Raw genomic sequence first — 25997 nt, forward strand, 5'->3', positions numbered from 1 at the left:
CAGCTTTCGGGTGATCACCATGTGCGGCATCGCTGGCCTTCTCTCCGGTCGTTCCTGGCATCAGGCAGGAGATGCCTCCTGGGTGGATGGCATCGCGGCCAACCTGCTGGCAGCCAGGGCAACGGACCTGGACGCCATTGATGCAGCGCTGGATGCGCTGCATGACCGTTTCAACGACCTGATGGCCTTCGCCACCCATATGGCCCTGGTGGAACAGCCAGCATTGCGCGCCCATGTGGAACGGGCGGCCGCCTATGTCGCTTCCCTGGAAGCGACCTTGAAGACGGGGGCCAACGCGCGTGACCCGCGGGTGGAGCGCACGGCCGAACGCTTGCGCGATTATGGCTGGCAGCTGACGCATGAGGTGCTGGCCAATATCGACCGCACCCTGTCGCTGCTGGCCGGCGTGGCCCAGCCGCTGCGCGCCCAGCATTTCACCGCCTGGACCGTGGAACAGGTGATCGAGAATCTGGACCGGCTGGAGGTGCGGGGCCGCGACAGTGCCGGCATTTCCGTGCAGCTTTCCATTCCTGGCCCCCTGGCTGATGCCGAACTGGCCGCATGGCGCCGACAGGCCGCAGCATTGGGGCGGGACGGCTATGATACCGATGGGGCCTTCGTCACCCACGCGCTCGCCGATGGCGGGGCGACGGTGCGCTTCTCCTATAAGGTGGCGCAGCTGATCGGCAAGCTGGGCGATAATGGCGCCACGCTGCGGGCCAAGCTGCGCGCCGATGCGCTGTTCTGGCAGATGGCGGCCAGGGCGGAACAGGTGGGCATCATCGCCCATACGCGCTGGGCCTCCCACGGGGCGATCAACCTGCCCAATTGCCACCCACAGGGCGGTGCCCTGGCGGGGGATGAAGGGCCGGTATTGCCGGTGGATGCGGATGTCGTTTCCGTGCTGAACGGCGATATCGACAATTACCAGGGTCTGCGTGAAGGGTTGGTACACGCCGCCGGTCTGGCCATTCCGCCCGCCGTCACCACCGATGCCAAGATCATCCCCGTCACCTTCCGGCTGACGGCGGGCAATGGCAATGGCGACCGTTTCCTGGCGGCCCTGCGCCGCTTTGAAGGGTCCGTTGCCATCGGCCTGCTGCACCCGACGGACCCGGACCGGCTCTATCTGGGCCAGAAGGGCAGCGGACAGGCCCTGTTCGTAGCAGAGGTGGCGGATGGCCTGATCCTGTCGTCGGAAAATTATGGGCTGGCTCCGCGCGCCCGCGCCTCCATCGCGCTGGCCAAGGTGGAAAAGGGCGGGCTGGCCGTCACGCTGTCCACCGCGGCGGGGGAACCGGCGCTGGCCGCCCGCACCATCGATGATGGCCAGCCCACCGCCCTGAAAGCCGACCCGATCGAGATTTTCAGCCGCGATATTTTCCGCGGCGATTTCGACCATTTCTTTGAAAAAGAGGTCCACGAAGCCGCCGGCAGCGTGCGCAAGACCCTGGTGGGGCGTTACAGCCGTGCCGGGCGGCAGGCCAGCTTCGATCTGGGGGAAGATGGCATCTGGGCCAGCCTGCGCCGCCGCCTGACCGATCCGGCCAAGCCCGCCATCCGCCGCATCTTCGTCACCGGCCAGGGCACGGCGGCCATTGCCGGCATGGGCGTGGCGCATCTGCTGCGCCAGGCGCTGGTCGGCAGCGCCATCCATGTGGAGGCGGCCAAGGCGTCGGAACTGTCATCCGATCTGGATGGGGTGGTGCTGGATGATACGCTGGTGATCGCCATCAGCCAGTCGGGCACCACCACCGACACCAACCGCACGGTCGATCTGGCGCGCGCGGCGGGGGCGTGGATTCACGCCATCGTCAACCGCCGCAACAGCACCCTGGTACGCAAGGCCGACAGCCACCTGTTCACCAGCGACGGGCGCGACATTGAAATGGCCGTGGCCAGCACCAAGGCCTTCTATTCGCAGGTGACGGCGGGCAAGCTGACGGCACTCTGCATCGCCGATGCGCTGGGCACCCTGGGCCCGGTGCAGATCCATGATGAGCTGGTGGCGCTGGAAGGGCTGCCCGCCCGCATCCAGGAAGTGCTGGATGAGGAGGCGGCGATTGCCGCCGTGGCGGAACAATACGCCCCCTATAATCGCTATTGGGCGGTGGTGGGCAATGGCGCCAACAAGGTGGCGGCGGAGGAAATCCGCATCAAGCTGTCGGAGCTTTGCTACAAATCCATCCCGGTCGATTATACCGAGGACAAGAAACATATCGATCTGTCGACCGAGCCGCTGACCCTGGTGATCGCCAATGACCTGCCGCCGCTGCTGGCGCAGGACACGGCCAAGGAAGTGGCGATTTTCAAGGCCCATGCCGGCAAGCCCCTGGTGGTGGCCGCCAAGGGCGAAACCTGTTTCGATCCTTACGCGGAGGCGGTGATCCGCGTGCCGTCCGCCGGGGCCGGGCTGGATTTCGTGCTGGCCACAGTGGCCGGGCATCTCTGGGGTTTCCATGCCGCCCGCGCCATTGACCGCCGGTCCCAGGGCTTCCGGGAGCTGGGTGCGGCGCTGGAGCAGGCTTTGGTGGAAAAGGACAGGCCCATCGGCCCGCTGCTGGATGCGGTGGCGCTGGAAATGCGCCGCATTGCCGATGGCGAACAGGATGCCGCCTTGCCGCCGCGCGCCGTGGCGCAACTGGCGGCCTTTGGGGCCGATCTGGCCGGCATCGGTACGGACCCCGCCCGCCGCGCCGCCGTGCTGACGGCCGGCGAAGCGGTGCTGCGGACCTTGTTTGAGGAAACCAGCCGCCCCATCGACACCATCCGCCATCAGGCCAAGACCGTGACCGTGGGCATTTCCCGCCCGACACGGGAAGTGTCACCCGCCATCCTGGCCACGCTGGCGGAGCTGGGTGTGGCGCCGGAATCGCTGGCCGAGGCCGACCGCCAGACCCTGACCGCCTATTCCGCCGTGCTGACGGGGGTGACGGGCGGGCTGCTTTACCGCTTGGCGGGGGATGGTAAGGAGGGGCCGAAGCTGCTGGCCGATACCCGCGTCGGCCGTTCGGCCGGGCAGACATCCGGCTATGATGGCGGCCGGGTGGCGGCAGGCAGCAAGCGCAAGGCCCTGCGCCTGGGCCGCACCGTGTTTTCCGCCGGCACGGGGGAGGCGGAGAATCTGTTGCTGGTGCCCTTCTTCACTGGGGCCGACTGGCGGCTGGCCGGGCTGGCCCTGCTGCATACCGATCTGGTTGCCCAGGCCAGCCTGCAGCAGAAGACGGCCCTGCTGAAGGAACTGCATCTTTATGAAGATCTGTTCGACGCCTATCACGAGCTGGTGCATGGGGAGGCGTGTGATTTCGCCGCTTTCATCGCCCGGACATCCCCGCGCGACCTGCTGTTCCGCCCGGCGGCCGATCTGGTGCGGGCGGGCTGAACGGGCTTTCCTGTTCGTGTAATGTTCTGATAGAATGGCGGCGTCACCAACCATGGGATCGACGCCGCCATGAGCCTCCATGCCACCGGTACTTTCGACGTCAAGATGACGCCCGAGAGCGAACCCGATGCGGCCGACGGCACCAGCCTGGGCCAGATGCTGCTGAACAAGCGCTTTCATGGCCCCCTGGATGCCACCGGCCAGGGCCGGATGCTGACCGCGCATACGGGGGTGGAAGGATCGGCGGTCTATGTGGCACTGGAACGGGTGAGTGGCACGCTGAACGGGCGTACCGGCAGCTTTGTGCTGCGTCATCTGGGCACCATGGATCGCGGCCACCCGCATCTGTCCATCTCCGTCGTGCCGGACAGCGGTTCCGGCGGGCTGGCTGGCATTTCCGGGGAGATGGCCATTAAGGTGGCCGACGGAAACCATTATTACGACTTCACCTATGATCTGCCGGGGGAATGAGGGGGGGATTTTTCCATGTGGTTCCCCTGTGTTCACCCGTTACTCGTCACTCTCTCCCGTCACCCCGGCGTAGGCCGGGGTCCAGGGGTCACAGGCGCTTCGCTCTACGAAACTGGACCCCGGCCTTCGCCGGGGTGACGGTAATGGGCGGTTGAGTAGCTTTGCGCCTGAATCGGTTACGGCTCAACAAACCGAGTCCCTCGCCCCCCCAAATAATCCCCCCTTGCCAGTCCCCCGGCGCTGAACGATGGTGAGCGCCGATATCACCCTAGTCAGGTTGCCCTTTGGTTCGCCGCACCCGCCCCGTTCCCAGCCCTGCCAAGGCCCCGCGCAAGCGCGCGGGGGCGCTGCCGGCTGACGGGTCGGCGCTGCTGCTGGCCGCCGCCGCTGCCCTGGCCGCACAGCAGCGCCGGCATGTGGCGGCCATTGCCGGGCTGGTGGTGCAATCCTATTGGGCCGCCCTGGAAACCGGCCTGCCCATTGCATCGCCGCCGCCGGAACTGCCGGCCCGGCTGCCGGTTGGGTTAGACGAGGCGATGCGGGAACAGGCAACCCGCTGGGGGGCCGATCTGGCACCGCTGCCGGTGCCGCTGGTCTGTGAGAAGCTGGGCAATCTTTATGCCGGTCTGCTGTCGGCGGAACATCGCGCCCGCCATGGCGTGTTCTACACCCCCGCCTCGCTCGCCTCCTGTCTGGCCGATCAGGCGGAAGGGGCGGGGCTGGATTGGGTGTCGGCGCGGGTGCTGGACCCGGCATCGGGCTGCGGTGCCTTTCTGGTGGCCTGTGGCCTGCGCATGGCGGGTGCCTTGCGCAATGTCGAACCGGCTCTGGCCGCCCGCGCGATTGCCACCCGGCTGCGCGGCTGGGAACTGGACCCGGTGGCAGCCTGGATTTCCGTGGTGATGCTGGAGGCGGCCTTGCTGCCGCTGCTGCAGGGCACCGGCCAGCGACTGGGCGATTGCGTGCAGGCCGGCGACAGCCTGGAGCGGGGGGAGGAGCCCTGCTTCGATCTGGTGATCGGCAACCCGCCCTATGGCCGGCAGGTGCTGCCCAAGCCGGTGCGCGCCCGATTCGCCCGCAGCCTGTTCGGCCATGCCAATCTTTATGGCGTGTTCATGGATCTGGCGGTACGGCTGGCCCGGCCCGGCGGGCTGGTCTGTTTCCTGACCCCCAGTTCGTTTTTGGGCGGTGATTATTTCAAGCATCTGCGCCGCACCCTGGCCGAGGAAGCGCCCCCCCTGCGGTTGGATTTCGTCGAACAGCGCAAGGGCGTGTTCGACAATGTGCTGCAGGAAACCGTGCTGGCAACCTATCGCCGGGCCGGTGGCGGTGTGCGGCGACCGCGCCGTGCGGAGGTGCGGATGATCCAGATCGCCCAGGGCGGCGGCATCGGCCTCTGCCCCGCCGGCCATTTTACCCTGCCGGCGGATGTGACGGCCCCCTGGATTTTACCCCGGCACGCGGGGGAGGCGGACTTGGCGGCCAGCCTGCGCGCCCTGTCGCACCGGCTGGCCGATTGGGGCTATGGCGTTTCCACCGGCCCACTGGTCTGGAACCGGCACAAGCCGCAGATTGGCGACGCCAAGGCCAAGGGTGCCATTCCCCTGGTCTGGGCGGAAAGCATCACGCCCGATGGGCGCTTTGCCTATCGCTGCCAGAAGGCCAATCACAAGCCCTGGTTCATCCCAGGTGCCGGTGATGATTGGTTGGTGATCCGCCGCCCTTGCGTGCTGTTACAGCGGACCACGGCCAAGGAACAGGCCCGCCGGCTGATCGCCGCCGAAATGCCGGCCAGCTTCATCACCCCGCATGGCGGGGTGACGGTGGAAAACCACGTCAATATGCTGGTGCCGCGCGTGGCCCGCCCGCCCGTATCGCCCGCCGTGCTGGCGGCCTTTCTGAACAGCAGGGCGGCTGATCGGGCCTTCCGCTGCCTGTCCGGCTCTGTCGCGGTGTCGGCGTTTGAGTTGCAGGCCATGCCGCTGCCCGATCCCAAGGCCCTGGCCCCGCTGGCCCGGCTGGTGGCGCAGGGGGCGACGCGGGACGCATTGGATGCCGCCTGTGATGCGCTGTATGGCCTGTGACCATGGGTCTGCCGCCGCTGCTGGACCGGGCGGAAATCGCCCGCCGCCTGAAACGGATCTTTCCGGAAGGCACGCCGGAGCGCGATAAATGCGTGCGCGACGCCGCCGCCGCCACGGTGGGGGCCTTCCTGTATATTGGTGCGGTGGAGGGGGCGGATATCTGGGGCAACCCGGTGCATGTGGTGCGCATGGGCGAAACAAGGCTGCTGTTCGCCGCCGATGAGGAGGCCCGCGCCGCCTATGCCAAGGCGGCCACCGCCATGGGCAATCGCTGGTATCAGGATAACAGCCGCGAACAGGTGCGGGACGAGGTGATACGCCAGGGCTTGATCCCCAATGGCGCCATCATTGAACGGCCCGGTGTCCCCACCACCTCTTCCAAGCCGCGCTATGCCCTGGCGGCGCGCTTTGCCGCCTTGTTCAATCCCGGCCTGACGGGGGAGTCGCTGGAGGCGGCGGCGGCGGCCTGGGCCACGGCCACGCTGAACGCCGCCGCGCGGGCCCGCATCAATTCCCTGCGCGTCAGCACCGAAAGCGATGCCGAGGATGTGCTGGTGCGCTTTCCCAACCGGGAGACGCGGTTGCTGGCCCCCGGCCCCAGTTCGCTGATCGCCAAGGCGGTGGTGGAGGAATTCGCCCCCCGCTTCCTGGCTGACCCGGTGGTGCTGTGGTTGAGCGAGAGTGCCGCCAAGGTGGCCGCGCGGGATGAGGGCTGGATCAAGCGGCTGGGCCTGCACATCACACCTGACCGCACCTTGCCCGACATCATCCTGCTGGATCGCGGCCACAGCGCCGATGATCTGATGCTGGTCTTTGTCGAGGTGGTGGCCACCGATGGGCCGGTGACGGAACAGCGCGCCCAGGCCTTTCTGGAGATCGCGCGTGAGGGCGGGTTCGGGCCCGCCCATGTCGCCTGCGTCACCGCCTTTCTCGACCGCTCCCGCGCCGAGGTGAAGAAGGCGCTGCCATCGCTGGGCTGGGGCAGTCAGGTCTGGTTCGCGTCGGAACCCGAGCGGCTGATGCGGCTGGACCCGGCACCCACCCGGCTGCGGGGCCTATCCGCACCCTGATCCGCACCCCGTGAACCTTTTGCCCAGCGCCGCGACTACCAAGTCAGAGAAGGGGAGGGGTGATGGCACAGGATGAACAGGATGACAGGGCCGATCTGTTGCTGGTGCTGCGGTGCCAGTTGGGGGAGGCGGCGGCCTTTGACGGGCTGGCCCGCCGCTGGGCCCAGCCACTCCAACGCTATCTGACAAGCTGGACAAGTGATGGCGATGCGCTGGGGGATCTGGCCCAGGATGTCTGGCTGCGGGTCTTGCGCGGTCTGCCCGGTCTGCGGCAGCCGGACAGGTTCCGGTCCTGGCTGTTCGGCATCGCCCACCGCACGGCGATGGACCGGTTCCGGCTGCTCTATCGTGAACCGGTATCGATACCGGAAGAGGCAGCGGATCAGATCGCCGGCGATGATACGGGGGCGGATACCGCCGACCGCGAACTGTTGTTGGCGGCACTGGATCGCGCGCTGAACCGGCTGGGGCCGGTGGAACGCCAGACGCTGACGCTTTTCTATCTGGAAGATATTCCCCTTAACGAGGTTGCCCGCATCACCGGCGTGCCTGCCGGCACGGTGAAGTCACGCCTGTCGCGGGGCCGCGCGCAATTGCGCGCCATCATGAAGGAGCCGGAAGCATGACAAGGGCAGACAGCGCAACGATTGAAGACCGCCTGATTTCCCAGGGCCGTGCCATGCTCAGCGGGCCGGGGCGCTGGGGGCATGTGGCCCTGTTGGCCGCAGCATTGGCCATGGCGGCCACACTGGGCAGCCTGCTGGCCACGGAATCGGGCCTGCCCCCGCGTACCATCACCGCCCTTTCGGTGATGCTGGCCATGGCGCTGGCCTGGGTTGCCTATGCCGTGTGGGTGCTGGCGCAGCGCCGTCCGCTTTTCGGCCGGCACCGGGTGGTGGCCAGTGCCATGGGAAGCGGCTTTGCCGGACTTTATACCGCTGGTGCCGTCACCCTCTGGCTGGGGGCCGATATGCCGGGGGCGGGGCCGGCGGCCGGGCTTGGGGTGGTGATGCTCGCCGGGGGCGTACTGCTGCTGATCCGGGCACGCCGGCAGGTGCAGGCCTTGCAGGCATGGCGCCGCCGGTTGGAAGGCGGGGCCTGATCGTCCTTAAAAATGATCCCCGCACGACTGCCAAGGCAGCCGTGCGGGGAAGCACATCATCAGAACCCGGCCGGGGCGGCGATGCCGCTGGCGGCCAACTCGGCCTTGATGAAGTTCTTCAACCGCTCCAGCCCTTCAGCGCTGAAGGCCTCGGCACGGGCAACCAGCACGTCCTGGGTGTTGGAGGCGCGCAGCAGCCACCAGCCATCCTTGGTCTTCACGCGCACGCCGTCGATATCATTGACCTCGTCGCCGCTGGCGGCAGCGGCCGCCTTGACGCGGTTCTTGATCTCTTCGACGGAGGCGAACTTGCGCTCTTCCGACACCTGGAAGCGGACTTCCGGGGTATTCAGCACTTCCGGCAGCTCGTCGCGCAGGGCGGACAGGGTGCCCTCCCGGCTGACCTGGCCGATCAGGCGCACGCCGCAGTAGGGCGCATCATCATAGCCGTAATATTTATCGGCAAAGAAGATGTGGCCCGACATTTCGCCGGCCAGCGGGCTGTTGGTTTCGGCCATCTTGGCCTTCAGCAGCGAATGACCCGTCTTCCACATCAGCGGCGTGCCGCCGCACTTGGCGATCTGGTCGAACAGGGTCTGGCTGGCCTTCACATCAGCGATGATGGTGGCACCGGGATGGCTGCGCAGCACATCCTTGGCATAGATGGCGACCAGCTGGTCGCCCCAGACGATACGGCCCTTTTCATCCACCGCCCCGATACGGTCAGCGTCACCGTCAAAGGCAATGCCCAGATCAGCACCCAGCTCCTTCACCTTGTGGATAATATCCTCAAGGTTTTCCGGGATGGTCGGGTCCGGGTGGTGGTTGGGGAAATCACCATCGATATCATCGAACAGCAGCGTGTGCTTGCCCGGCAGCTTGGCGACCAGACGGCGCAGAATCTCGCCCGCCGCGCCATTGCCATTGTCCCAGACGACGTTCAGGTCACGCACACCATCATAATCCTGCAGCAGACGCTCAACATAGGCGTCCTGGATGTCGATGGTCTCCTCCGAGCCCTCGCCGGTGGCGAAGTCACCGGCCGCCGCGATGGTGCCGATCTCCTGGATCTGGGCGCCATAGACGGGGGCCTTGCCCATCATCATCTTGAAGCCGTTATAATCCGGCGGATTATGCGAGCCGGTGATCATCAGCCCGGCATCCAGCTTCAGATGGCGCACGGTGAAATACAGCATGGGCGTCGGGCCCAGGCCGATGCGCACGACATGCAGGCCGGTGGATTTCAGCCCTTCCACCACAGCCTGTTCCAGTTCCGGGGAGGAATGGCGGCCATCATAACCGATGGCCACCTTGGTGCCGCCCTGGCGGACAACCTGGGTGCCGAACCCGCGCCCGATGGCGCGGGCGTCGTCGGCATTCACCGTCTTGCCGATGATGCCGCGGATATCATATTCGCGCAGCACCGTGGGGTGGAACTGATGCGCCAGGGTCATGGTTACGTCACCTAGGATCTGGTGGTTGTTCGGTTGATATTTATAGAGGCACAGGTTGACTGCTTTATGGCAGGTTTAACCGGAGCCTTGATGTCAATGGTCGCGGTTCGGCCGTTTCAGCCGCCCCGGACGCCCAACGCAAGAATAAGCGAAACCGAGCATTTCCGCATCTTCCGGGTTGAAGATGTTGCGCAGGTCCACCAGCACAGGCTGGGCCATCTGCTTGGCGACCCGGCCCAGATTGATCATGCGGAATTCATTCCACTCTGTCAGAACAACGGCGCAATCCGCCTGTTCCAGCGCGCCATAGGCATCATCTGCCCAGATCACGCCGGGCAGCAGCTTTTCCGCCTCGTGCCGGCCGGCGGGATCAAAGGCGGATACCGTGGCACCGGCCGCCTGCAGGGCGGGGATGATATCCAGCGCCGGGGCATCGCGCATATCGTCCGTGTTGGGCTTGAAGGTCACGCCCAGGATACCGACGCGCTTGCCCTCAACCGACCCGCCGCAGGCGGTGATGATGCGCTCTGCCATCGCCTTCTTGCGCTTATCGTTGATATCCACCACGGTTTCGATGATGCGCAGCGGGCTGCCATAATCCTGCGCGGTGGTCACCAGCGCCAGCGTGTCCTTGGGGAAGCACGACCCGCCATAGCCGGGGCCGGGATGCAGGAACTTCTTGCCGATGCGGTTATCCAGGCCGATGCCCTTGGCCACATCATGCACGTCCGCCCCCACCTTCTCGCACAGGTCGGCGATTTCATTGATGAAGGTGATCTTGGCGGCCAGGAAGGTGTTGGCGGCGTATTTGATCAGTTCCGATGTCTCCAGACTGGTGAAGACCATCGGGGTTTCGATCAGGAACAGCGGGCGGTACAGCGCCCGCATCACCTGCCGGGCCCGGTCGCTGTCGGTGCCGATGACCACGCGGTCGGGCCGCATGAAATCCTCAATCGCCGAGCCTTCGCGCAGGAATTCCGGGTTCGATGCCACATCGAAATCGGCTTCCGGCCGGGTCTTGCGGATGATGCGCGCCACTTCCCGGCCGGTGCCGACGGGCACCGTGCTCTTGGTGACGATCACCGTATAATCGTCAGGGTCCAGCGACTGGGCGATTTCCGCCGCCGCCGCATAGACATAGGAGAGATCGGCATGGCCATCGCCGCGGCGTGACGGGGTGCCGACGGCAATGAACACGGCGTCGGCCCCGGCCACGGCACTGGGCAGATCGGTGGTGAAGGAAAGCCGGCCCGCCTTGGCATTCTTCTCCACCAGGGCTTCCAGCCCCGGTTCGTAGATGGGGATTTCCCCCCGGCGCAGCCGCTCGATCTTGCCCTCATCCTTGTCGACGCAGATGGTCTCCACGCCGAATTCAGAGAAGCAAGCCCCCGAAACCAGCCCGACATAGCCGGTCCCAATCACCGCAATGCGCATTCAATCCCCCGTCCAGCCGGGCTAAATCCATACCATGCACTGAAAAGCAGAGGCGGCGGCCGGCATCCCCTGCCGGACCAGCCGCCCTTCATGCCGATCAGAGCATGTCCTTCAATGCCGCGCGCACCTTGGCGGACATGTCCGGCCGTTCCAGCGCATAGGCCACATTGGCCAGCACGAAGCCCAGCTTGTCACCGCAATCGAAGCGACGGCCTTCGAACTTGAAGCCATGGAAAGGCTGCTTGCCGATCAGCTTGGCCATGGCGTCGGTCAACTGGATTTCGCCGCCGGCCCCTTTTTCGAACACGGAGAGATGCTGGAACACCTCCGGCTGCAGAATATAGCGGCCCTGGATGGACAGGTTGGACGGGGCTGCGGCCGGTTCCGGCTTTTCCACCAGCCCCTTGACGGCGACCAGCTGGCCATCTTCCCCGGCGATATCCAGGATGCCGTATTTGTTGGTCTGCTCCCGCGGCACCTCGAAGACGGACAGCATGTTGCCGCCCACCTTATCATAGGCATCCATCATCTGAGCCAGACAGGGGCGGTCGCCCAGCACCTGCTCGTCGGGCAGCAGCACGGCGAACGGCTCATTGCCGACAAATTCACGCGCACACCAGACGGCATGGCCCAGGCCCAGCGGTTCGGCCTGACGGACATAGGAGAGGAAGCCGGACTGGATCTGGATGGCTTCCACGATCTTCAGCAGATCATCCTTGCCCCGGCGGCGCAGGGTTTCGTTCAGTTCGTAATTCAGGTCGAAATGATCTTCCAGCGGGCTTTTCCCCCGGCTGGTGACGAAGCAGAACTGTTCAATTCCCGCAGCCTTCGCCTCATCAACCGCGTGCTGGATCAGCGGGCGGTCGGCGAGTGGCAGCATTTCCTTCGGGATGGCCTTGGTGGCCGGAAGGAAGCGGGTACCCAGACCCGCAACAGGAAATACAGCCTTGCGCACTTTTTGGGGCATCTCGGTCCCTGCTGAAAAAGCCAATGAAGATTACGGGCGGGCGGATCAATCCGCCTCGCCCTGTTGTGCCACGCGCCGCCGACGCCCGCAACATGCCCGCAGAAGTGGCGTGTCGAAACAGGGGGGACGGAACCGGCCGCCTTGTTCAACGTTACAGCCGTCCGTCTGTTCCGCCCATTGATCTTTGTCAGATCGGTGTGGAATTTGGTTGCAGCTGGACGGATGGGGCGGCCAAGGCCATTTGCCATCGGGGTTGAACATGCTAATCATGAAATGAATGGGATTTCTGCTGACTTCGTGTCAAACGCCCACAGTTGTGACAGACAGCCGTGGTATTTTGATTTATTAAGGGAATGATCCTGTTGATTTGGCGTGCCGCCGGCTCTGCATACCGTGGCGGTACCATCGGGTGACAACAGGAGAAAGCCCATGACCCCGGTATTGGGATTGACGATGAATATCCTGATTGGCGACGATCATCTTCTGTTTCGTGAAGGCCTCTGCCGCCTGCTGCAGCAGCTGGATGAGAAGGCCACCTTCGTGGAGGCCGGCACCTTTGACGCTGTGCTGGAACTGGCGAAGGGCGATCAGGAATTCGACCTGATCCTGATGGATCTGCAGATGCCGGGTTTTCCCGGTTTTTCCGGCGTACAGGAAGTGTGCGAGAATCAAGCCGGCACGCCGGTGGTGATTGTCTCTGCCTCCGAATCGCAAGCCGATGTGCGCGCGGCGCTGGATGCCGGTGCTTCCGGCTATATCCCCAAAAGCTCCAGTGTGAAAATCATGCTGAGTGCGCTGAACCTCGTCTTCTCCGGGGGCATCTATGTGCCGCCGGCGGCCCTGCTGGGCGATGGGGCCGGGGTGGGGGGCTCGGTTCAGGTGGCTTCCGCGTCCGGTGGTGGTGCTGTCGGCAACGCGTCCGGGTCGCCGGCGCTTACCCAGCGTCAGCGCGATGTGTTGCGCTGCCTGCGCGAAGGCAAGTCCAACAAGCAGATCGCTTATGAGCTGGGCCTGTCCGAAGGCACGGTGAAGATCCATGTCACGGCGGTGATGCGGTCGCTGGGGGTGCGTAACCGCACCCAGGCGGTGATCGCCTCTGCCGATATCCTGCCCTGAGGCATAAGGGCGCCTTTCCGCGCGATATCTTGATTATGAGCATTGATGATGTGACGGCCCCGACGGCAACGCCGCTCGGGGCCACCGCCTATCTGGCGGTCGAAGAATTCCTGGAACCGCTGCTGGCGGAACTGGGGGAGGTACAGTCGGTGCATGGGCGGCTGGTGCTGGCCGATGGGCCGCCCCGCCCCGCCGCCTGGGCGCAGAATATCTGGTACGATCCGGTGCTGATCCCCATCAGCTCCATCAAGCAGGGGGCCAAGGCTCTGCGCGCCATCCAGCGCAACTGGGCGCTCTATGGTTTTCAGCATCACCGCCGGGCCCAGCTGATCCAGGACAATCTCCCCCATGTCTCGGCCAAGCCGCTGAATTTCTTCACGGCCCCGCCCACGGCCCCGCTGGGGTCCTGGACGCTGCTGAACGAGAACACGATCCTGGCCGCCGCCCATTGTTCCAGCCCCTTCCGCAATGGCGAGATTGAGTTCATTGAGGATAAGGCGACACCGCCCAACCGCGCCTATCTGAAACTGTGGGAGGCCTTCACCCGCATCGGCCATACGCCCAAGCCGGGGGAAATCTGCCTGGATCTGGGCGCCTGCCCCGGCGGCTGGACCTGGGTAATGCAGACCTGCGGGGCCAGCGTGATCGCCATCGACAAGGCGCCGCTGGACCCACGCATTGCCCGCCTGCCCGGCGTGACCGAACGGCGGGAAAGCGCCTTCGGCCTGAAGCCCAGCGATATCGGGCCGGTGGATTGGCTGTGCTGTGACGTGATCTGCTATCCGTCCAAGCTGCTGCGCATGGTGCAGGGCTGGCTGGAGTCCGGGCTGGTGAAGAATTTCATCTGTACCCTGAAGTTCCAGGGAGAGACAGACCACGAAACCGCCCGTGCCTTCGCCGCCATCCCGGGCAGCCAGCTGGTGCATCTGTGCCAGAACAAGCACGAGCTGACCTGGATCAGGCTGGACCCTGAGCGGGGCGGGTAAAGGCGCTTTACCGCTCCAGCGCCAGTTCGATGGCCGGGCGCATGGCCATGGTGGCCGTGTACCCCAGCTCGATCAGCTCATCGGCCTTCTCAAACTCCAGAATGCCGATATGGCCGATGCGCGGGGTCAGCAGCACGTCGGGTGGTTCGCCGGCCAGGCGGGACCGGGTGATGCGGTCCTGCATGATGTCGATGGAACTGGCCATTACCTCCAGCACATTGGGGGTGGGCTGTTTGGGGGCCATAAACTGGGCGGCCATGCTGCGGGTCCGTTCGCCCATGGCGTTCAGCTTGGCCGCCAGCTGCGCCAGCGGTTTCGGCGCGCCGCTGCCGCCCGATGCTCCGCCGCTGCCGCGCGGTGCCGGGGGGTGTTCGGCTGGCCCCTCCTCGCTTTGCAGCAGGTGGTCGGGCAGGGAGACATTGACCGGCCCCAGCTGCGCCTTGGACAGGCGGGGCAATTGCGACAGGTCGCCATTCAGGTTGACGGCGATGACAATCTCCGCCCCCAGCGCCCGGGTCAGGGACACCGGCACCGGGTTCACCAGCGCCCCGTCGGCCAGCCACATGCCCTGGAAGGGCACGGCCGGGAACAAGCCTGGAATGGCGGCCGATGCCCGCACCACATCCAGCAGATGGCCTTCCCGCAACCAGACTTCCTTGCCCGTCGCCAGATCGGTGGCGACGGCGGCAAAGGGGATGGGCAATTGTTCGATGGGGATGTCGGTATGGGGGTTGCGGAATGCCTCATAGGCCTTTTCCACACTGACCAGCCCGCCGCGAGACAGGGTGATATCCAGCAGTTTGAACACGCCCAGCATCCCGAATCCCTGGGCATAGCGCTGCAACGCGTCCAGCTGGTTGGTCAGATGGGCGGCCCCGACCAGCGCCCCAACGGAGGTACCGCAGATCATGGCGGGCTTGATGCCGATCTCGTCCAAGGCGCGCAGTACGCCCACATGGGCCCAACCGCGCGCCGCCCCGCTGCCCAACGCCAGCCCGATCTTCATGGCATCCCCTGTGAAACCACGCACACCCTGGTGCGAAATCATCATGCTATAATAGCACGTTAAACATGGTTGTAAAAAATGTGTGAAAATGTGTTTTTAGTAGGGAGTTACGGTGTTCAGATTGAAGGATGATCAATGCGTGCGTTGCTTTCCCGTTTGCTCTGGCCTGGGTTGCTGGCACTATGCATTGCCGGTTACTGGTGGGGATGGCAGTCTGGGCAGGCGGTACTTGCCTTTAATCTGACATATTTCGGACTGGCGGCGGCACTGCTGTTGCTGGAACGGCTGATGCCCTACGAACCGGCCTGGGTGCCCAATGATGGGCAGCTGCTCAACGATATTGCCCATACGGTGCTGAACAAGGGGCTGGGGCAGGTGATTGCCGCCAGCTTGGCCATGGCCGGCGTTGCCCATGCCCCGCCCACGGTGGGTAGCTGGTGGCCTGAAAGCTGGCCGCTGGCGGCACAGGTGGCTTTGGCCCTGGTGGCGGGTGAATTCGGTCTTTATTGGGCGCACCGCACGGCGCATGAATTCCGCGCCATCTGGCATTGGCACGCCATCCATCACAGCGTCACCAAGCTCTGGATCGTCAATACCGGGCGTTTCCATTTTCTGGATTCGCTGTGGAAGACCGGCTTTGCCCTGGTGGTGGCCTATCTGGCGGGGGCGCCGCGTGATGTCATGCTCTGGGTGCTGGCGATCACCGCCTATATCGGCTTTCTGACCCATTGCAATGTGCAGATGGTGTGCGGCCCGCTGAACTGGATTTTCTCCACGCCCGAACTGCATCGCTGGCACCATAACCGCGACCCGATCGAGGGGAACTGCAATTACGGGGAAAATCTGATCATTTGGGACATTGTGTTCGGTACAAGGCTGTTGCCGGCCGACCGCAAGCCGCCCAGCAATGTCGGCTGCAAAGACCCCGTGCCGGCCAGCTTCCTGGGACAGCTGGCCTATCCGTTCGACGCCTGGAAACGGCGGGATTTCTGGAACAAGAAGCCGGTTTGAGAGTGTCGGCCCCGGTCACCGGCTGTTGATAAAGCCGGTGACCGGGGTAGAGGGTTCATTCCGCCGCCGCACTGATGGTCGGCGGCGGGTGACGCCAGCGGGAGAGCAGCTCAGCCTCGCTTTCCTTGGCCTTTTTCAGATGGTCCATCTTCACATGGCCATAGCCGCGGATGTGTTCCGGCACGGCGGCGATCTCCACCGCCAGCCCGTGGTTGGCCGGTGACAGGCCGGCCAGCAATTCTTCCACCACCGCGATGTAATCGCTGATCAACTGGCGTTCCAGCTTGCGTTCCGGGTGGCGGCCGAAAATGTCCCAGCGGGTGCCGCGCAGCCCCTTCAGCTTGGCCAGCAGGCGGAAGCCCAACAGCATGGCGGGGCCGAATTCCTGTTTTTTCAACTGGCCCGTCGTCGGGTCCACCGGGGCGGTGGCCGGCGGGGCCAGATGGAATTTCAGCTTATAATCGCCTTCAAACTGGCTTTTCACCTGCGCCAGGAAGCGCCCATCGGTGTAAAGCCGCGCCACCTCATATTCGTCCTTATAGGCCATCAGCTTGAACAGATAGCGGGCCACGCTGCGGGAAAGCTGGTCACGGCCAGGGGTGCGCTGGGCCTCCACCGACCGCACCCGGTCCACCAGCGCCTTATAACGCCCGGCATAGGCCGCATCTTGATAGTCGGTCAGGAAGGTGACGCGGCGTTCCACCATCTCTTCCAGCGTTTCCGACAGCTTGCGATGGGCAAAGGCCCCCGTCGTATCGGCCTTGGGCGTGGCGGCATCGATGACGCGGGCGGGGTCCACCGCCGCGCGGCGGCCCCAGCGGAAGGCCTCCATATTCATCTTCACCGCCGCGCCATTCATCTCAATGGCCTTCTCAATGGCCTCGGCGCTGGTGGGGATCAGGCCCTTCTGCCAGGCGTAACCCAGCATGAAAAGATTGGTGGCGATGCTGTCACCGCACAGGGCGGTGGCGATCTTGGCGGCATCCAGGGCGTGAACCGCATCCGCCCCGCCCACGGCATTGGCGATGGTGCGGGTCAGGCTGCCAGATGGCACGGTGGCATCGGGGTTGGTGATGAAGGCGGCGGTGACATTTTCCGCCGTATTCACCACCGCCTTGGTGCGGCCCGGCGCCATTTTGGAGATGGCATCGGCATTGGCCGCCACCACGATATCGCAGGCCAGCACCAGATCGGCGCCGCTGGCAACGATGCGGTTGGCATGGATCAGGTCCGGCCGTTCGGCAATGCGCAGATGGGAGGTGACGGAACCGCCCTTCTGCGCCAGCCCGGCCATATCCATGGCGGTGAAGCCGCGCCCTTCCAGATGCGTGGCCATGCCCAGGATGGCCCCGATGGTGACAACGCCGGTACCGCCAATGCCGGTGACCAGGATGTTCCAGGGCCGGTCCAGGGTGGGGATTTCCGGCTGGGGGAGGGGACCCCAATCATCGCCTTCCTTCTTGGCCGCCGGCTTGGGCTTCTTCAACGACCCGCCTTCCACCGTCACAAAGCTGGGGCAGAAACCCTTCAGACAGGAGAAATCCTTGTTGCAGCTCGATTGGTCGATCTGGCGCTTGCGGCCAAATTCGGTTTCCACCGGCACCACGGAGAGGCAGGAGGATTTGGTCGAACAATCGCCGCAGCCTTCACAGACCAGTTCATTCACCACCACCCGCTTGGCCGGATCGGGGAACTTGCCGCGCTTGCGGCGGCGGCGCTTTTCGGCGGCGCAGGTCTGTTCATAGATCAGGATGGTGACGCCCTTTTCCTGCCGCAGGTCGCGTTGCACCCCATCCAACTCGTCGCGGTGGAAGATTTTGGTGCCGTGCGGCAGGCCACGCCCCAAACCATATTTCTCCGGATCATCGGAGACGACGACGATGCGCTGCACCCCCTCCGCATCCAGCTGCTGGGCGATGTCGAAGACGGAGAGGTTGCCATCCACCGGCTGCCCGCCGGTCATGGCCACGGCGTCATTATAGAGGATCTTATAGGTGATGTTCACCTTGGCCGAGACGGCGGCGCGCACGGCCAGGATACCGGAATGGAAATAGGTGCCGTCGCCCAGATTGGCGAAGACATGGTTCTCCTCAGTGAAATGGTTCTGGCCGATCCAGTGCACGCCCTCGCCGCCCATCTGGCTGAACACATCAGTGTTCCGGCCCATCCAGGTGACCATGTAATGGCAGCCGATGCCGGCCAATCCCCGGCTGCCCTCGGGCAGCTTGGTGGAGGTATTGTGCGGGCAGCCGGAGCAGAAGAACGGCGTGCGCACCACGGTGGAAGAGGATGCCGCACGCGCCATCCGCGCCTCAATTCTTGCCAGCCGCTCGCTGACATAATCATGGGGGCCGAAGGACAGCAGCCGGGCCCCCAGCACGCGGGCAATATCAATCGGGTTCAGTTCGGCCTTTTCGGTGAAAAGCGGCTTGCCCTCATGGTCGGTCTTGCCCAGCACGCGGGGGCGACGGTCCCAGTGGAAAAGCTGTTCCTTGATCTGGCTTTCCAGCAGGGACCGCTTTTCCTCCACCACCAGCAATTCCTCGGTGGTCTGGGCGAAGGCGCGCATCCCCTCCGGCTCCAGCGGCCAAGCCATGGCGACTTTATAGATGCCCAGGCCCAGTTCGCGCGCCAGTTCCTCCCCGATCTCCAGCTCATCCAGGGCTTGGCGCACATCCAGATAGGATTTGCCGATGGTGACCAGCCCCAGCCGGGGCGACGGGTGGCCGAACACGACCTTGTCGAGATTGTTGGCGCGGGCGAAGGCCTTGGCGGCATTCAGCTTCCAGTCGATCATCCGCGCTTCCTGGATCAGCGGGGTGTCGTGCAGCCGGATATTCAGCCCGCCGGGCGGCAGAGCGAAATCCGTCGGCTCCACAATGTTCACCCGCTGCGGGTCCAGGCTGACAATGGCGGTGGTGTCGATGGTGTCGGCAATGGTGGTGAAGCCGACCCAGGTGCCGGCATAGCGGGACATGGCGAAGCCGACCAGCCCCATATCCAGGAATTCCTGCACGCCCGCCGGGTTGATCACCGGCATGAAGGCATGGATGAAGGCTTGGTCGGACTGGTGCGGCAGGGTGGAGGATTTGCAGCTATGATCATCGCCGGCAAAGGCCAGCACGCCGCCATAACGGCTGGTGCCGGCAAAATTGGCGTGCTTGATGGCATCGATGGAACGATCGACGCCCGGCCCCTTGCCGTACCAGATGCCAAAGACACCATCGACGGTGGAGCCTTTCCACAGATTGACTTGCTGGCTGCCCCACACGGCGGTGGCGCCCAGCTCTTCATTCACGCCGGGCTGGAAATGGATATTGCCCTTGGCCAGAAACTTGCGGGCCTGCCACAGCGCCTGATCATAGGCCCCCAGCGGCGAGCCGCGATAACCGGAGATGAAGCCGCCCGTATTCAACCCCGCTGCCAGATCGCGCTGCCGCTGCAACATCGGCAGCCGCACCAGCGCCTGGGTGCCATTCATGAAGGCTGTGCCCTGTTCCAGGGCATATTTGTCATCCAGCGAAACGGTGGCGAGTTTACGGGCGGCGTTGCTCATGAAGCGTCCCCTTATTGTATCGATGCCCTATGACGCATCGATAGCCTGAACCTGTTCGTTCCAACCGTAACGCTAAAAAATAGGTCAATTCTACTGACTTATTTTCGGTCCAAACTGGGGGCTGTTCAGCGTGGGATCGTGCAGGAAAGGGGTGGGCCGGGATCGTTCGTTACTGCTGCGTTGCGGCAGTGCGGCGCAGCAGGGGGAAGCAGGGCATCTCCGAGTCGCCGTAGGGTTTTCCCACCCTGCAGGGCCGTGATGCCGTAGCTTTTGGATGAAGCGGGTGACCTGCCGGGTTTTTCGTCAAAATAAAGCGCGCGTGATGAAGAGATGGTCAACTTAACCGTATTATATGATAAAATCGTTCTTGTTAATGAACCATAGGGTGAAGACGTTTGTACGTAAGGTGGTTTAGCGAAACATGTGATGATTCAAAACTCTATGCTTTGTTGTCTCAGGAATTTGTCAAGGGTAGGTGACGGCGGCTGCCCATTCCGTTAATATTTTTTAAATTTCCAGAATGGACACGGCGATCATGGCTAAAACCGACCCTTCCACGCTGCCCTATCGACCATGCGTGGGTATTATGCTCATCAACAAGGATGGGCACATTTTTGTCGCCCGCCGGGTGGATACGCCCGACGCCTGGCAGATGCCGCAGGGCGGCATTGATGCGGGGGAGAGCCCCCGGGTTGCCGCCTTGCGGGAATTGGAAGAAGAGATCGGCACGGGCAAGGCCACCGTTCTGGCGGAAAGCGGCCAATGGCTCAGCTATGATCTGCCGCCCAACCTGCTGGGCAAGGTCTGGGGCGGCAAATATCGCGGCCAGACGCAGAAATGGGTGGCCTGCCGGTTCACCGGCACGGATGCCGATATCAATCTGGACACGGATCACCCGGAATTCGATGCCTGGCAATGGGTGTCGGTGGTGGATTTGCCCAACCTGATCGTACCGTTCAAGCGGGCGATCTATGACGCAGTTGTGCAGGAATTTGGCCATCTGGCCGTGCCGGCTTGAGGCGGCATACGCACAGCCGGGGACGGGCGCAGTGCCCGCCCCTGGAGATATTCCTGTTCTTAACGGACGATCGGCACCCGCGCGTCGGAATGCCAGAAGGACCAGCGGATACCGGCACCGACATTGACGTTCAGATTGTCCCGGTGCAGCGGGCTGTCCGCGTTGGCGGCCCCGCCATAATAGCCCACCTGCGTGGCGGTGAAGAGCAACAGGTTTTCGGTGACCGGATAGGCCAAACCCAGCGTCGACTTGGTGCCGATATAGCCGTTCTTGGCGCGATAGGCCGGGCGGTCGGGCGTGGCATAGGCCCGGTCCACCTGATAGAAATATTCATTCACCCCGTCATAGCCGAAGATCGGCCCCACCGAGCCGTAGGCGCGCAGATGCGTGCCCATGAATTCACGGTCAAACACGCTGAGCTGCGGATTGACCGTGAAACCTTCATAATCGAAGGCGACGAAACGGGTGGCGATGACGGCACGGACTTCCAGGGACAGGTCAACCTGCAGCGGGTCTTTCTTGGGATTGAAATGCCAGGTCGCCTTCGGGCCGGCTTCCACCAGCAGATCCAGGTCCGGCATCCCGGCGCGGGCCTTGTTATCCTTGCTGTCCACATCAAAGGCGCCGCCCAGCCCGATATCAATCTCCAGCCGCTGGTCGGCCAATTCCTTACGGGCCCGCACAAAGCCATCATCGCCGATGCGCAGCGTATCACCACGATAGATGATATAGGGCAGGGGCAGGGCGCGGAACTGCCCTTCCGACGCCGCCGGGTAGTGGCTGACATAGCCACCGGCGGCGAACACGCCGGCCTCCCAGAGGGGGGCAGTGCCTTCGGTGGTTTCCGTGCCGATCAGGGCCGGTTGGGCAAAGGCGGCGGACGCCCCCAGCAGCAGGGCGGCGGCAGAAAGGGCGCTGACAAAGGAAAGGCGCATAATGGACGGGGCCTCGTGGCGGCATCGCGGTCGCGGCTAGTCCTAACCGAAACAGCGCCTTGCCGCCAGCGGTGCGAAAGGGGGGCAGGTCCGCGCCCCCCTTTCGGCATTCCTTACTTCTTGGACCGGCCCATGAAAGCCTGGAAGGCGGCAATGGCTTCGGGGGAGCGCAGGCTGCGGCTGAAAATCTCCGCCTCCTTGGCCATCACGGCCAGCACCTCCTGCGGGTTGGGCTTCATCAGCGCCTTGGTCTGGCGCAGCGCTTCCGCCGGCTTGGCGGCCAGGGCGCGGGCCTTGGCGGTGGCGGTGGCCGCCAGTGCTTCCACCGGAACGATGCCGGACAGGATGCCGGCCTGCTTCGCCTCTTCCGCCTCCAGCGGCTCGCCCAGCATCAACATGCGGGCGGCGGTGGCATGGCCCATGGTCCGCGGCATCAGCAGGCTGCTGGCTGCCTCCGGCACCAGGCCCAGATCGACGAAGGGCACATGCAGCCGGGCATTGGGGGCGGCATAGGTCAGGTCGCAATGGAACAGCATGGTGGTGCCGATGCCCACTGCCTGGCCTTCCACGGCGGCCACCAGGGCCAGCGGGCTGGTGGCCAGCGCCATCAGAAAGCGGAAGACGGGGGCATCCGGGCCCTGCGGCGGGTTGGCCAGGAAATCGCCAATATCATTGCCACCGGTGAAAAAGCCACCGGCCCCGCTGAACAGCACCGCCCGCACCTGTCCGCCATTCGCGGCCTCAGTCAGGGCATCGGCCATGGTGGCATACATGGCGGCGGTCAGCGCATTGCGTTTGTCCGGCCGGTTCAGGGTGATGTGACGCACGCCCTCTTCGTCGCGCAGCAGAATATGATCGCTCATCGGACAATTCCCCCTGTTCAGGTTTGATTGCCGCCAAGGACGCCGCAAGCCGGGCGGGGCGTCAAGGTAAATGCGCACGGTCGTGCGGAAATTTGCGGCTTATCCACGCCGTGGTTTGATTTTGGCCAGGGCAGCCCGCCCGGCCACGGCCAAAGCATCGCGGGCCCAGGGCAGCAGGCTGTCCGTCTCCTCCAGTGCCTCGGGCGGTGGGGGATAATATCCCATGGTGCGATGGGGCTGATCGGGATAGGGGGCAAAGGGCAACCGGCCCCGCGCCAGATAGGCGGGGCGGTTGCCGTCATCCACCTTGAAATAAAGCTCATCCCCGGCGATCAGGGCGAAGGTTTTGCCATCCAGCGACAGGCCCCAGCCGCCGAACATGGCCCGCGCCACCACCGGCCCCAGCGGGGCGAGCAGATCAAGCACATGGCTGACAAAGGGCGGCAGGGCCCTGGGCGGCGGGGCTTTCCGGCCGCCTGCCATGGTTACTTTTTCCGGAAAGCGTCCAGCGCCACCACGGTGCCGGTGGGGCGGGGCGTATCATCATCGGCCTTGGCGGGTTCGGCCTCTTCCTCTTCCACCACCATGATGTCAAGGCCGCCTTCCTCATCCTCATCGGGCAGCATGGTGGCCATATCGTCGGGCTGGAACTGCAAAACGAAATTCACCGAGGGGTCGGCGAAGGTGATGATGGCGACATAGGGGACGACCAGACGGCGCAGCACGCCGCCAAAGCTCAACGTCACGCCGAACGTATCGGCATCCACCGTCAGATCATAGAACTGGTACTGCAGAACAATGGTCATTTCCGACGGGTATTTGGCCCGCAGATAATCCGGGATATCCACATCAGGCGCGTCAGTGCGGAAGGTGACATAGAAATGATGTTCGCCCGGCAACTGGCCACCCAGGCCCAGCACCTCACGCAGGGCCTGTCGCACCACGCTGCGCTTGGCGGCCTCGACCATGCGGTCATAGCGGAGCAAATCCTCAGACATCGGTACGGCAAACCCCTGGCAAGAACGAAGCGGGCGCAAAGACCCGGCACCTACATCCTGCAAGACAAGCCTATTATCAGCCGATAATCAAGCATTGCACGCGTATGACTGTACGGCAAAGGCGTAATTCGTCGTTTTTGCGCCACGCGCTCCGCCGGGCAGCAGCGGCGCCCCCCTCTCCCTTCGGGCGGTGTCTGTGCCAAGACGGGGTGGCCGTTCGACCCGTCGGGAAGGGCACCTGCCCATCATTTCATCACATGGCCGGTAAAACGCGACCAGCCCCGATGGATTGGTTGGGTTGGTATGCAAATTGGTGTTTGATTGGTCTGTGGAGATAAAGAGTTTGTTAGTTAATCATTGACGATAATTGACATCTATCAATCATTATATCGACTGAATCTGGTCGGTCGGCGCACGTGGGTGGGGGTTTCCTCATGGATATTTTCGTATCCAATCGGTTTCGTCTTGGTTTGTCTGGCAGGATCGTTGCGGTCACGATCCTGTCCATGGCATTTCTGGCGGCATCCCTGGCCATCAGCAGCAACCGGCTGGTTGATGCCTATGCGCAATCTGCCGGTGCAGAGCAGCAGGATCAGGCTATGCGGGTGGCCTGGCAGGTGTTGAACAGTGTCGGCAGCAGCTTTCGCCGCGACGGGGCGACGCTTTATGCCGGCGACAAGCCGCTGAACAATTTCTTTGAGCCGGTGGACCTGATCAGCCGGATCGCCGGCAGCACGGCCACCATCTTCGTGGTGGACAAGGGCGAAGCAACCCGCATCACCACCAATGTCAAGAAGCCCGACGGGACCCGCGCCGTCGGCACCAATCTGGCCCGCAATGCCGCCTTCGAGGCCGTGGTCGGCCAGGGAAAACCCTATCGCGGGGAAGCCGACATTCTGGGTGTTGCCTATCTGACCGCCTATGATCCGATCAAAGATGCCCAGGGGACCGTGGTGGGCGTGCTGTATACCGGCGTGCAGAAAGACCGGTTCATGGCGCCGGTGCGGGCGCTGCAGACCAGCCTGCTGCTGATTTCAGTCGGGGTCACGCTGGTTCTGGGCGGGCTGTGCTGGTGGCTGATGCGCCGCTGGGCGGCCCGCCCCTTGCTGGCTATGTCCGACCTGCTGGAACGGCTGGCCCAGGGGGATACCGATGCCGCCCCTGCCGACAGCAGCAACCGCCAGGATGAGATTGGCCGGATGCAGCGCGCCGCATCCGCCCTGCGCGAAGCGGTGGTGGAGGCTTTCCGCCTGAAGCAGATTGTGGAGGATATGCCGCTGAACGTGCTGCTGGCCGATGCTTCCCAGGACTTCGCCGTCATCTATGCCAATCGCGCCACGCTGGCTGCCTTGCCGGCGCTGTCCCATGCCATTCCGGGCGGGGTGACGGACCCGCTGGGCCGCCATCTCAACATTTTCCAGGCAGAGCGGGGGGAGATCGGCCGCATCATCACCCAGCCGGAAAACCTGCCCTGGCGCGGACAGGTGCAGATGGGCGATGAACGGGTGGAGGTGCGGATCGCCGCTTTGCGTGACAGCCATGGCCGCTATCTTGGCCCGATGCTGACCTGGATGCTGGTGACGGCGCAGGTGCGGCTGGCCGATAATTTCGAAGCCAATGTTCGCGCCATGGCCGGCCGCGTGGCCCAGGCCTCGCATGAAATGCTGGGGGCGGCCGATTCCCTGCGCCGCAGCGCCGAAGGCACGGGGGAGAAATCCCAGCATGTCGCCAAGGCGGCCGAGCGGGCGACCGGTAATGTGCAGACCGTGGCGGCCGCTGCGGAAGAGCTGGCGGCCAGCGTTGCCGAAGTGGATCGCCAGGTGGGTCAGTCGGCCGCGGTGGCGGGCCGCGCCCGGGCGGAGGCGGATGAAACCGGCCGCTCCATGGCGGAACTGGCAGAGGCGGCCAGCCGCATCGGCCAGGTGGTGGAACTGATCAATGCCATCGCCGCCCAGACCAACCTGCTGGCCTTGAACGCCACCATTGAGGCGGCGCGCGCCGGGGAGGCCGGCAAGGGCTTTGCCGTGGTGGCGTCAGAGGTGAAAACGCTCGCCACCCAGACGGCCCGCGCCACCGACGATATCCGCGAACAGATCAGCGCCATCCAGACCCGGACAGAGAAGGGCGTGCAGGCCATGACCCGGATCGGCACCACCATCCGGGAAATCGGCGATGTGTCGGAAATGATCCGGGGTGCCGTCTCCCAGCAGAGCCAGGCAACGCATGAGATTGCCCGCAGCGCTGCCGAGGCCGCCCAGGGCACGCAGGAAGTGGCAGACACCATCCTGGAGGTGACCCAGGCCGCCGGGGAGGCGGGTGGGGCCGCCACCCAGGTGGAAGCCACCGCCGGCGCCCTGGACAGCGATGCCAAAACGCTGCGTCAGGCCATTGATGATTTCCTGGCCCGGCTGCGGGCGGCCTGAAATCGCGGTGATGGGGGAGGGGCTTTTGGGGGGGGAGGCGATGGGCCTCCCCCTTTTTACTGCGCCCATGCTAGAGCTACCTGCGAGTGGATTCACACCAAAAGCTGATTTCACCTTTTGG

At 64.3% G+C, this 25997-nt stretch carries 20 protein-coding genes; 11 read left to right on the forward strand and 9 right to left on the reverse strand.

What is annotated here, in order from left to right; all coding sequences use genetic code 11:
* The first annotated feature begins 19 nt into the window (after positions 1–19).
* From PCJ49_RS17955 to PCJ49_RS17980, 6 genes are all read left to right on the forward strand, one after another.
* Positions 20–3382, forward strand: coding sequence for an SIS domain-containing protein (locus tag PCJ49_RS17955; RefSeq protein ID WP_269912147.1), 3363 nt, complete (start codon positions 20–22; stop codon positions 3380–3382).
* A 69-nt stretch (positions 3383–3451) separates the two neighbouring features.
* Entirely contained in the window at positions 3452–3853 is a 402-nt protein-coding gene (locus tag PCJ49_RS17960; RefSeq protein ID WP_269912148.1) for a DUF3224 domain-containing protein, read from the forward strand.
* Positions 3854–4137: 284 nt separating this feature from the next.
* On the forward strand, positions 4138–5937 hold the full coding sequence (locus PCJ49_RS17965; protein ID WP_269912149.1) for an Eco57I restriction-modification methylase domain-containing protein: 1800 nt from the start codon (positions 4138–4140) through the stop codon (positions 5935–5937).
* Positions 5938–5939: 2 nt separating this feature from the next.
* Positions 5940–7007: a BsuBI/PstI family type II restriction endonuclease gene (locus PCJ49_RS17970; RefSeq protein WP_269912150.1), complete on the forward strand. Its 1068-nt coding sequence runs from the start codon at positions 5940–5942 to the stop codon at positions 7005–7007.
* A 62-nt stretch (positions 7008–7069) separates the two neighbouring features.
* Positions 7070–7633 carry a sigma-70 family RNA polymerase sigma factor gene (locus tag PCJ49_RS17975; protein WP_269912151.1) on the forward strand — a complete coding sequence of 188 codons (564 nt, stop codon included), beginning with the start codon at positions 7070–7072 and terminating at the stop codon, positions 7631–7633.
* On the forward strand, positions 7630–8109 hold the full coding sequence (locus tag PCJ49_RS17980) for a hypothetical protein (protein ID WP_269912152.1): 480 nt from the start codon (positions 7630–7632) through the stop codon (positions 8107–8109). Before PCJ49_RS17975 ends, PCJ49_RS17980 begins: the two co-directional genes overlap by 4 nt.
* Before the next feature lie 59 nt (positions 8110–8168).
* Here PCJ49_RS17980 and PCJ49_RS17985 read toward each other — a convergent pair whose 3' ends face one another.
* The 3 genes from PCJ49_RS17985 to galU all read right to left on the reverse strand — a co-directional run bounded on the left by PCJ49_RS17985 (position 8169) and on the right by galU (position 11964).
* The gene (locus PCJ49_RS17985; RefSeq protein WP_269912153.1) at positions 8169–9563 is read right to left on the reverse strand and encodes a phosphomannomutase/phosphoglucomutase; all 1395 of its coding nucleotides are present in this window, start codon (positions 9561–9563) and stop codon (positions 8169–8171) included.
* Positions 9564–9656: 93 nt separating this feature from the next.
* Positions 9657–10997: a UDP-glucose/GDP-mannose dehydrogenase family protein gene (locus tag PCJ49_RS17990; RefSeq protein ID WP_269912154.1), complete on the reverse strand. Its 1341-nt coding sequence runs from the start codon at positions 10995–10997 to the stop codon at positions 9657–9659.
* 97 nt (positions 10998–11094) lie between these two features.
* Complete coding sequence (gene galU / locus PCJ49_RS17995; RefSeq protein WP_269912155.1) at positions 11095–11964, reverse strand: UTP--glucose-1-phosphate uridylyltransferase GalU; 870 nt, start codon at positions 11962–11964, stop codon at positions 11095–11097.
* A 453-nt stretch (positions 11965–12417) separates the two neighbouring features.
* Here galU and PCJ49_RS18000 point away from each other — a divergent pair, with 453 nt between their 5' ends.
* Together PCJ49_RS18000 and PCJ49_RS18005 are read left to right on the forward strand one after the other, a co-directional pair.
* The gene (locus PCJ49_RS18000) at positions 12418–13080 is read left to right on the forward strand and encodes a response regulator transcription factor (RefSeq protein WP_269912245.1); all 663 of its coding nucleotides are present in this window, start codon (positions 12418–12420) and stop codon (positions 13078–13080) included.
* A 35-nt stretch (positions 13081–13115) separates the two neighbouring features.
* Positions 13116–14066, forward strand: a complete 951-nt coding sequence (locus tag PCJ49_RS18005; protein WP_269912156.1) for an SAM-dependent methyltransferase — start codon at positions 13116–13118, stop codon at positions 14064–14066.
* Between the two features lie 7 nt (positions 14067–14073).
* On the opposite strand, the gene PCJ49_RS18010 is transcribed toward PCJ49_RS18005, so the two are convergent.
* Positions 14074–15072, reverse strand: a complete 999-nt coding sequence (locus PCJ49_RS18010; RefSeq protein WP_269912157.1) for a patatin-like phospholipase family protein — start codon at positions 15070–15072, stop codon at positions 14074–14076.
* A 135-nt stretch (positions 15073–15207) separates the two neighbouring features.
* Here PCJ49_RS18010 and PCJ49_RS18015 point away from each other — a divergent pair, with 135 nt between their 5' ends.
* Positions 15208–16083, forward strand: a complete 876-nt coding sequence (locus PCJ49_RS18015; RefSeq protein ID WP_269912158.1) for a sterol desaturase family protein — start codon at positions 15208–15210, stop codon at positions 16081–16083.
* A 55-nt stretch (positions 16084–16138) separates the two neighbouring features.
* Here PCJ49_RS18015 and PCJ49_RS18020 read toward each other — a convergent pair whose 3' ends face one another.
* Positions 16139–19639 (reverse strand): indolepyruvate ferredoxin oxidoreductase family protein, encoded by a 3501-nt coding sequence (locus tag PCJ49_RS18020; RefSeq protein ID WP_269912159.1) that lies wholly within the window; start codon positions 19637–19639, stop codon positions 16139–16141.
* A 535-nt stretch (positions 19640–20174) separates the two neighbouring features.
* On the opposite strand from PCJ49_RS18020, the gene PCJ49_RS18025 reads away from it, so the two are divergent.
* Positions 20175–20657 carry an RNA pyrophosphohydrolase gene (locus PCJ49_RS18025; protein ID WP_269912160.1) on the forward strand — a complete coding sequence of 161 codons (483 nt, stop codon included), beginning with the start codon at positions 20175–20177 and terminating at the stop codon, positions 20655–20657.
* A gap of 59 nt (positions 20658–20716) precedes the next feature.
* Here PCJ49_RS18025 and PCJ49_RS18030 read toward each other — a convergent pair whose 3' ends face one another.
* The 4 genes from PCJ49_RS18030 to PCJ49_RS18045 all read right to left on the reverse strand — a co-directional run bounded on the left by PCJ49_RS18030 (position 20717) and on the right by PCJ49_RS18045 (position 23453).
* Positions 20717–21592, reverse strand: a complete 876-nt coding sequence (locus PCJ49_RS18030) for a MipA/OmpV family protein (protein WP_269912161.1) — start codon at positions 21590–21592, stop codon at positions 20717–20719.
* Positions 21593–21705: 113 nt separating this feature from the next.
* Positions 21706–22455 carry an enoyl-CoA hydratase-related protein gene (locus PCJ49_RS18035; RefSeq protein WP_089286128.1) on the reverse strand — a complete coding sequence of 250 codons (750 nt, stop codon included), beginning with the start codon at positions 22453–22455 and terminating at the stop codon, positions 21706–21708.
* Between the two features lie 99 nt (positions 22456–22554).
* Complete coding sequence (locus tag PCJ49_RS18040) at positions 22555–22938, reverse strand: TfoX/Sxy family protein (RefSeq protein WP_089286129.1); 384 nt, start codon at positions 22936–22938, stop codon at positions 22555–22557.
* 2 nt (positions 22939–22940) lie between these two features.
* Positions 22941–23453 (reverse strand): ClpXP protease specificity-enhancing factor SspB, encoded by a 513-nt coding sequence (locus PCJ49_RS18045; RefSeq protein ID WP_089286130.1) that lies wholly within the window; start codon positions 23451–23453, stop codon positions 22941–22943.
* Between the two features lie 506 nt (positions 23454–23959).
* Here PCJ49_RS18045 and PCJ49_RS18050 point away from each other — a divergent pair.
* Positions 23960–25876 (forward strand): Cache 3/Cache 2 fusion domain-containing protein, encoded by a 1917-nt coding sequence (locus PCJ49_RS18050; RefSeq protein WP_269912162.1) that lies wholly within the window; start codon positions 23960–23962, stop codon positions 25874–25876.
* The last annotated feature ends 121 nt before the right edge of the window (positions 25877–25997 follow it).

The sequence above is a fragment of the Niveispirillum sp. BGYR6 genome (assembly GCF_027568365.1).
Lineage (GTDB): Bacteria > Pseudomonadota > Alphaproteobacteria > Azospirillales > Azospirillaceae > Niveispirillum.

What these genes read in the sequence shown, in the direction of transcription:
- PCJ49_RS17955 (WP_269912147.1), top strand. Translation starts at nt 20, where the DNA reads ATGTGCGGCATCGCTGGCCTTCTCTCCGGTCGTTCCTGGCATCAGGCA.
- PCJ49_RS17960 (WP_269912148.1), top strand. Translation starts at nt 3,452, where the DNA reads ATGAGCCTCCATGCCACCGGTACTTTCGACGTCAAGATGACGCCCGAG.
- PCJ49_RS17970 (WP_269912150.1), top strand. Translation starts at nt 5,940, where the DNA reads ATGGGTCTGCCGCCGCTGCTGGACCGGGCGGAAATCGCCCGCCGCCTG.
- PCJ49_RS17975 (WP_269912151.1), top strand. Translation starts at nt 7,070, where the DNA reads ATGGCACAGGATGAACAGGATGACAGGGCCGATCTGTTGCTGGTGCTG.
- PCJ49_RS17980 (WP_269912152.1), top strand. Translation starts at nt 7,630, where the DNA reads ATGACAAGGGCAGACAGCGCAACGATTGAAGACCGCCTGATTTCCCAG.
- PCJ49_RS17985 (WP_269912153.1), bottom strand. Translation starts at nt 9,563, where the DNA reads ATGACCCTGGCGCATCAGTTCCACCCCACGGTGCTGCGCGAATATGAT.
- PCJ49_RS17990 (WP_269912154.1), bottom strand. Translation starts at nt 10,997, where the DNA reads ATGCGCATTGCGGTGATTGGGACCGGCTATGTCGGGCTGGTTTCGGGG.
- galU (WP_269912155.1), bottom strand. Translation starts at nt 11,964, where the DNA reads ATGCCCCAAAAAGTGCGCAAGGCTGTATTTCCTGTTGCGGGTCTGGGT.
- PCJ49_RS18000 (WP_269912245.1), top strand. Translation starts at nt 12,418, where the DNA reads ATGAATATCCTGATTGGCGACGATCATCTTCTGTTTCGTGAAGGCCTC.
- PCJ49_RS18005 (WP_269912156.1), top strand. Translation starts at nt 13,116, where the DNA reads ATGAGCATTGATGATGTGACGGCCCCGACGGCAACGCCGCTCGGGGCC.
- PCJ49_RS18010 (WP_269912157.1), bottom strand. Translation starts at nt 15,072, where the DNA reads ATGAAGATCGGGCTGGCGTTGGGCAGCGGGGCGGCGCGCGGTTGGGCC.
- PCJ49_RS18015 (WP_269912158.1), top strand. Translation starts at nt 15,208, where the DNA reads ATGCGTGCGTTGCTTTCCCGTTTGCTCTGGCCTGGGTTGCTGGCACTA.
- PCJ49_RS18020 (WP_269912159.1), bottom strand. Translation starts at nt 19,639, where the DNA reads ATGAGCAACGCCGCCCGTAAACTCGCCACCGTTTCGCTGGATGACAAA.
- PCJ49_RS18025 (WP_269912160.1), top strand. Translation starts at nt 20,175, where the DNA reads ATGGCTAAAACCGACCCTTCCACGCTGCCCTATCGACCATGCGTGGGT.
- PCJ49_RS18030 (WP_269912161.1), bottom strand. Translation starts at nt 21,592, where the DNA reads ATGCGCCTTTCCTTTGTCAGCGCCCTTTCTGCCGCCGCCCTGCTGCTG.
- PCJ49_RS18035 (WP_089286128.1), bottom strand. Translation starts at nt 22,455, where the DNA reads ATGAGCGATCATATTCTGCTGCGCGACGAAGAGGGCGTGCGTCACATC.
- PCJ49_RS18040 (WP_089286129.1), bottom strand. Translation starts at nt 22,938, where the DNA reads ATGGCAGGCGGCCGGAAAGCCCCGCCGCCCAGGGCCCTGCCGCCCTTT.
- PCJ49_RS18045 (WP_089286130.1), bottom strand. Translation starts at nt 23,453, where the DNA reads ATGTCTGAGGATTTGCTCCGCTATGACCGCATGGTCGAGGCCGCCAAG.
- PCJ49_RS18050 (WP_269912162.1), top strand. Translation starts at nt 23,960, where the DNA reads ATGGCATTTCTGGCGGCATCCCTGGCCATCAGCAGCAACCGGCTGGTT.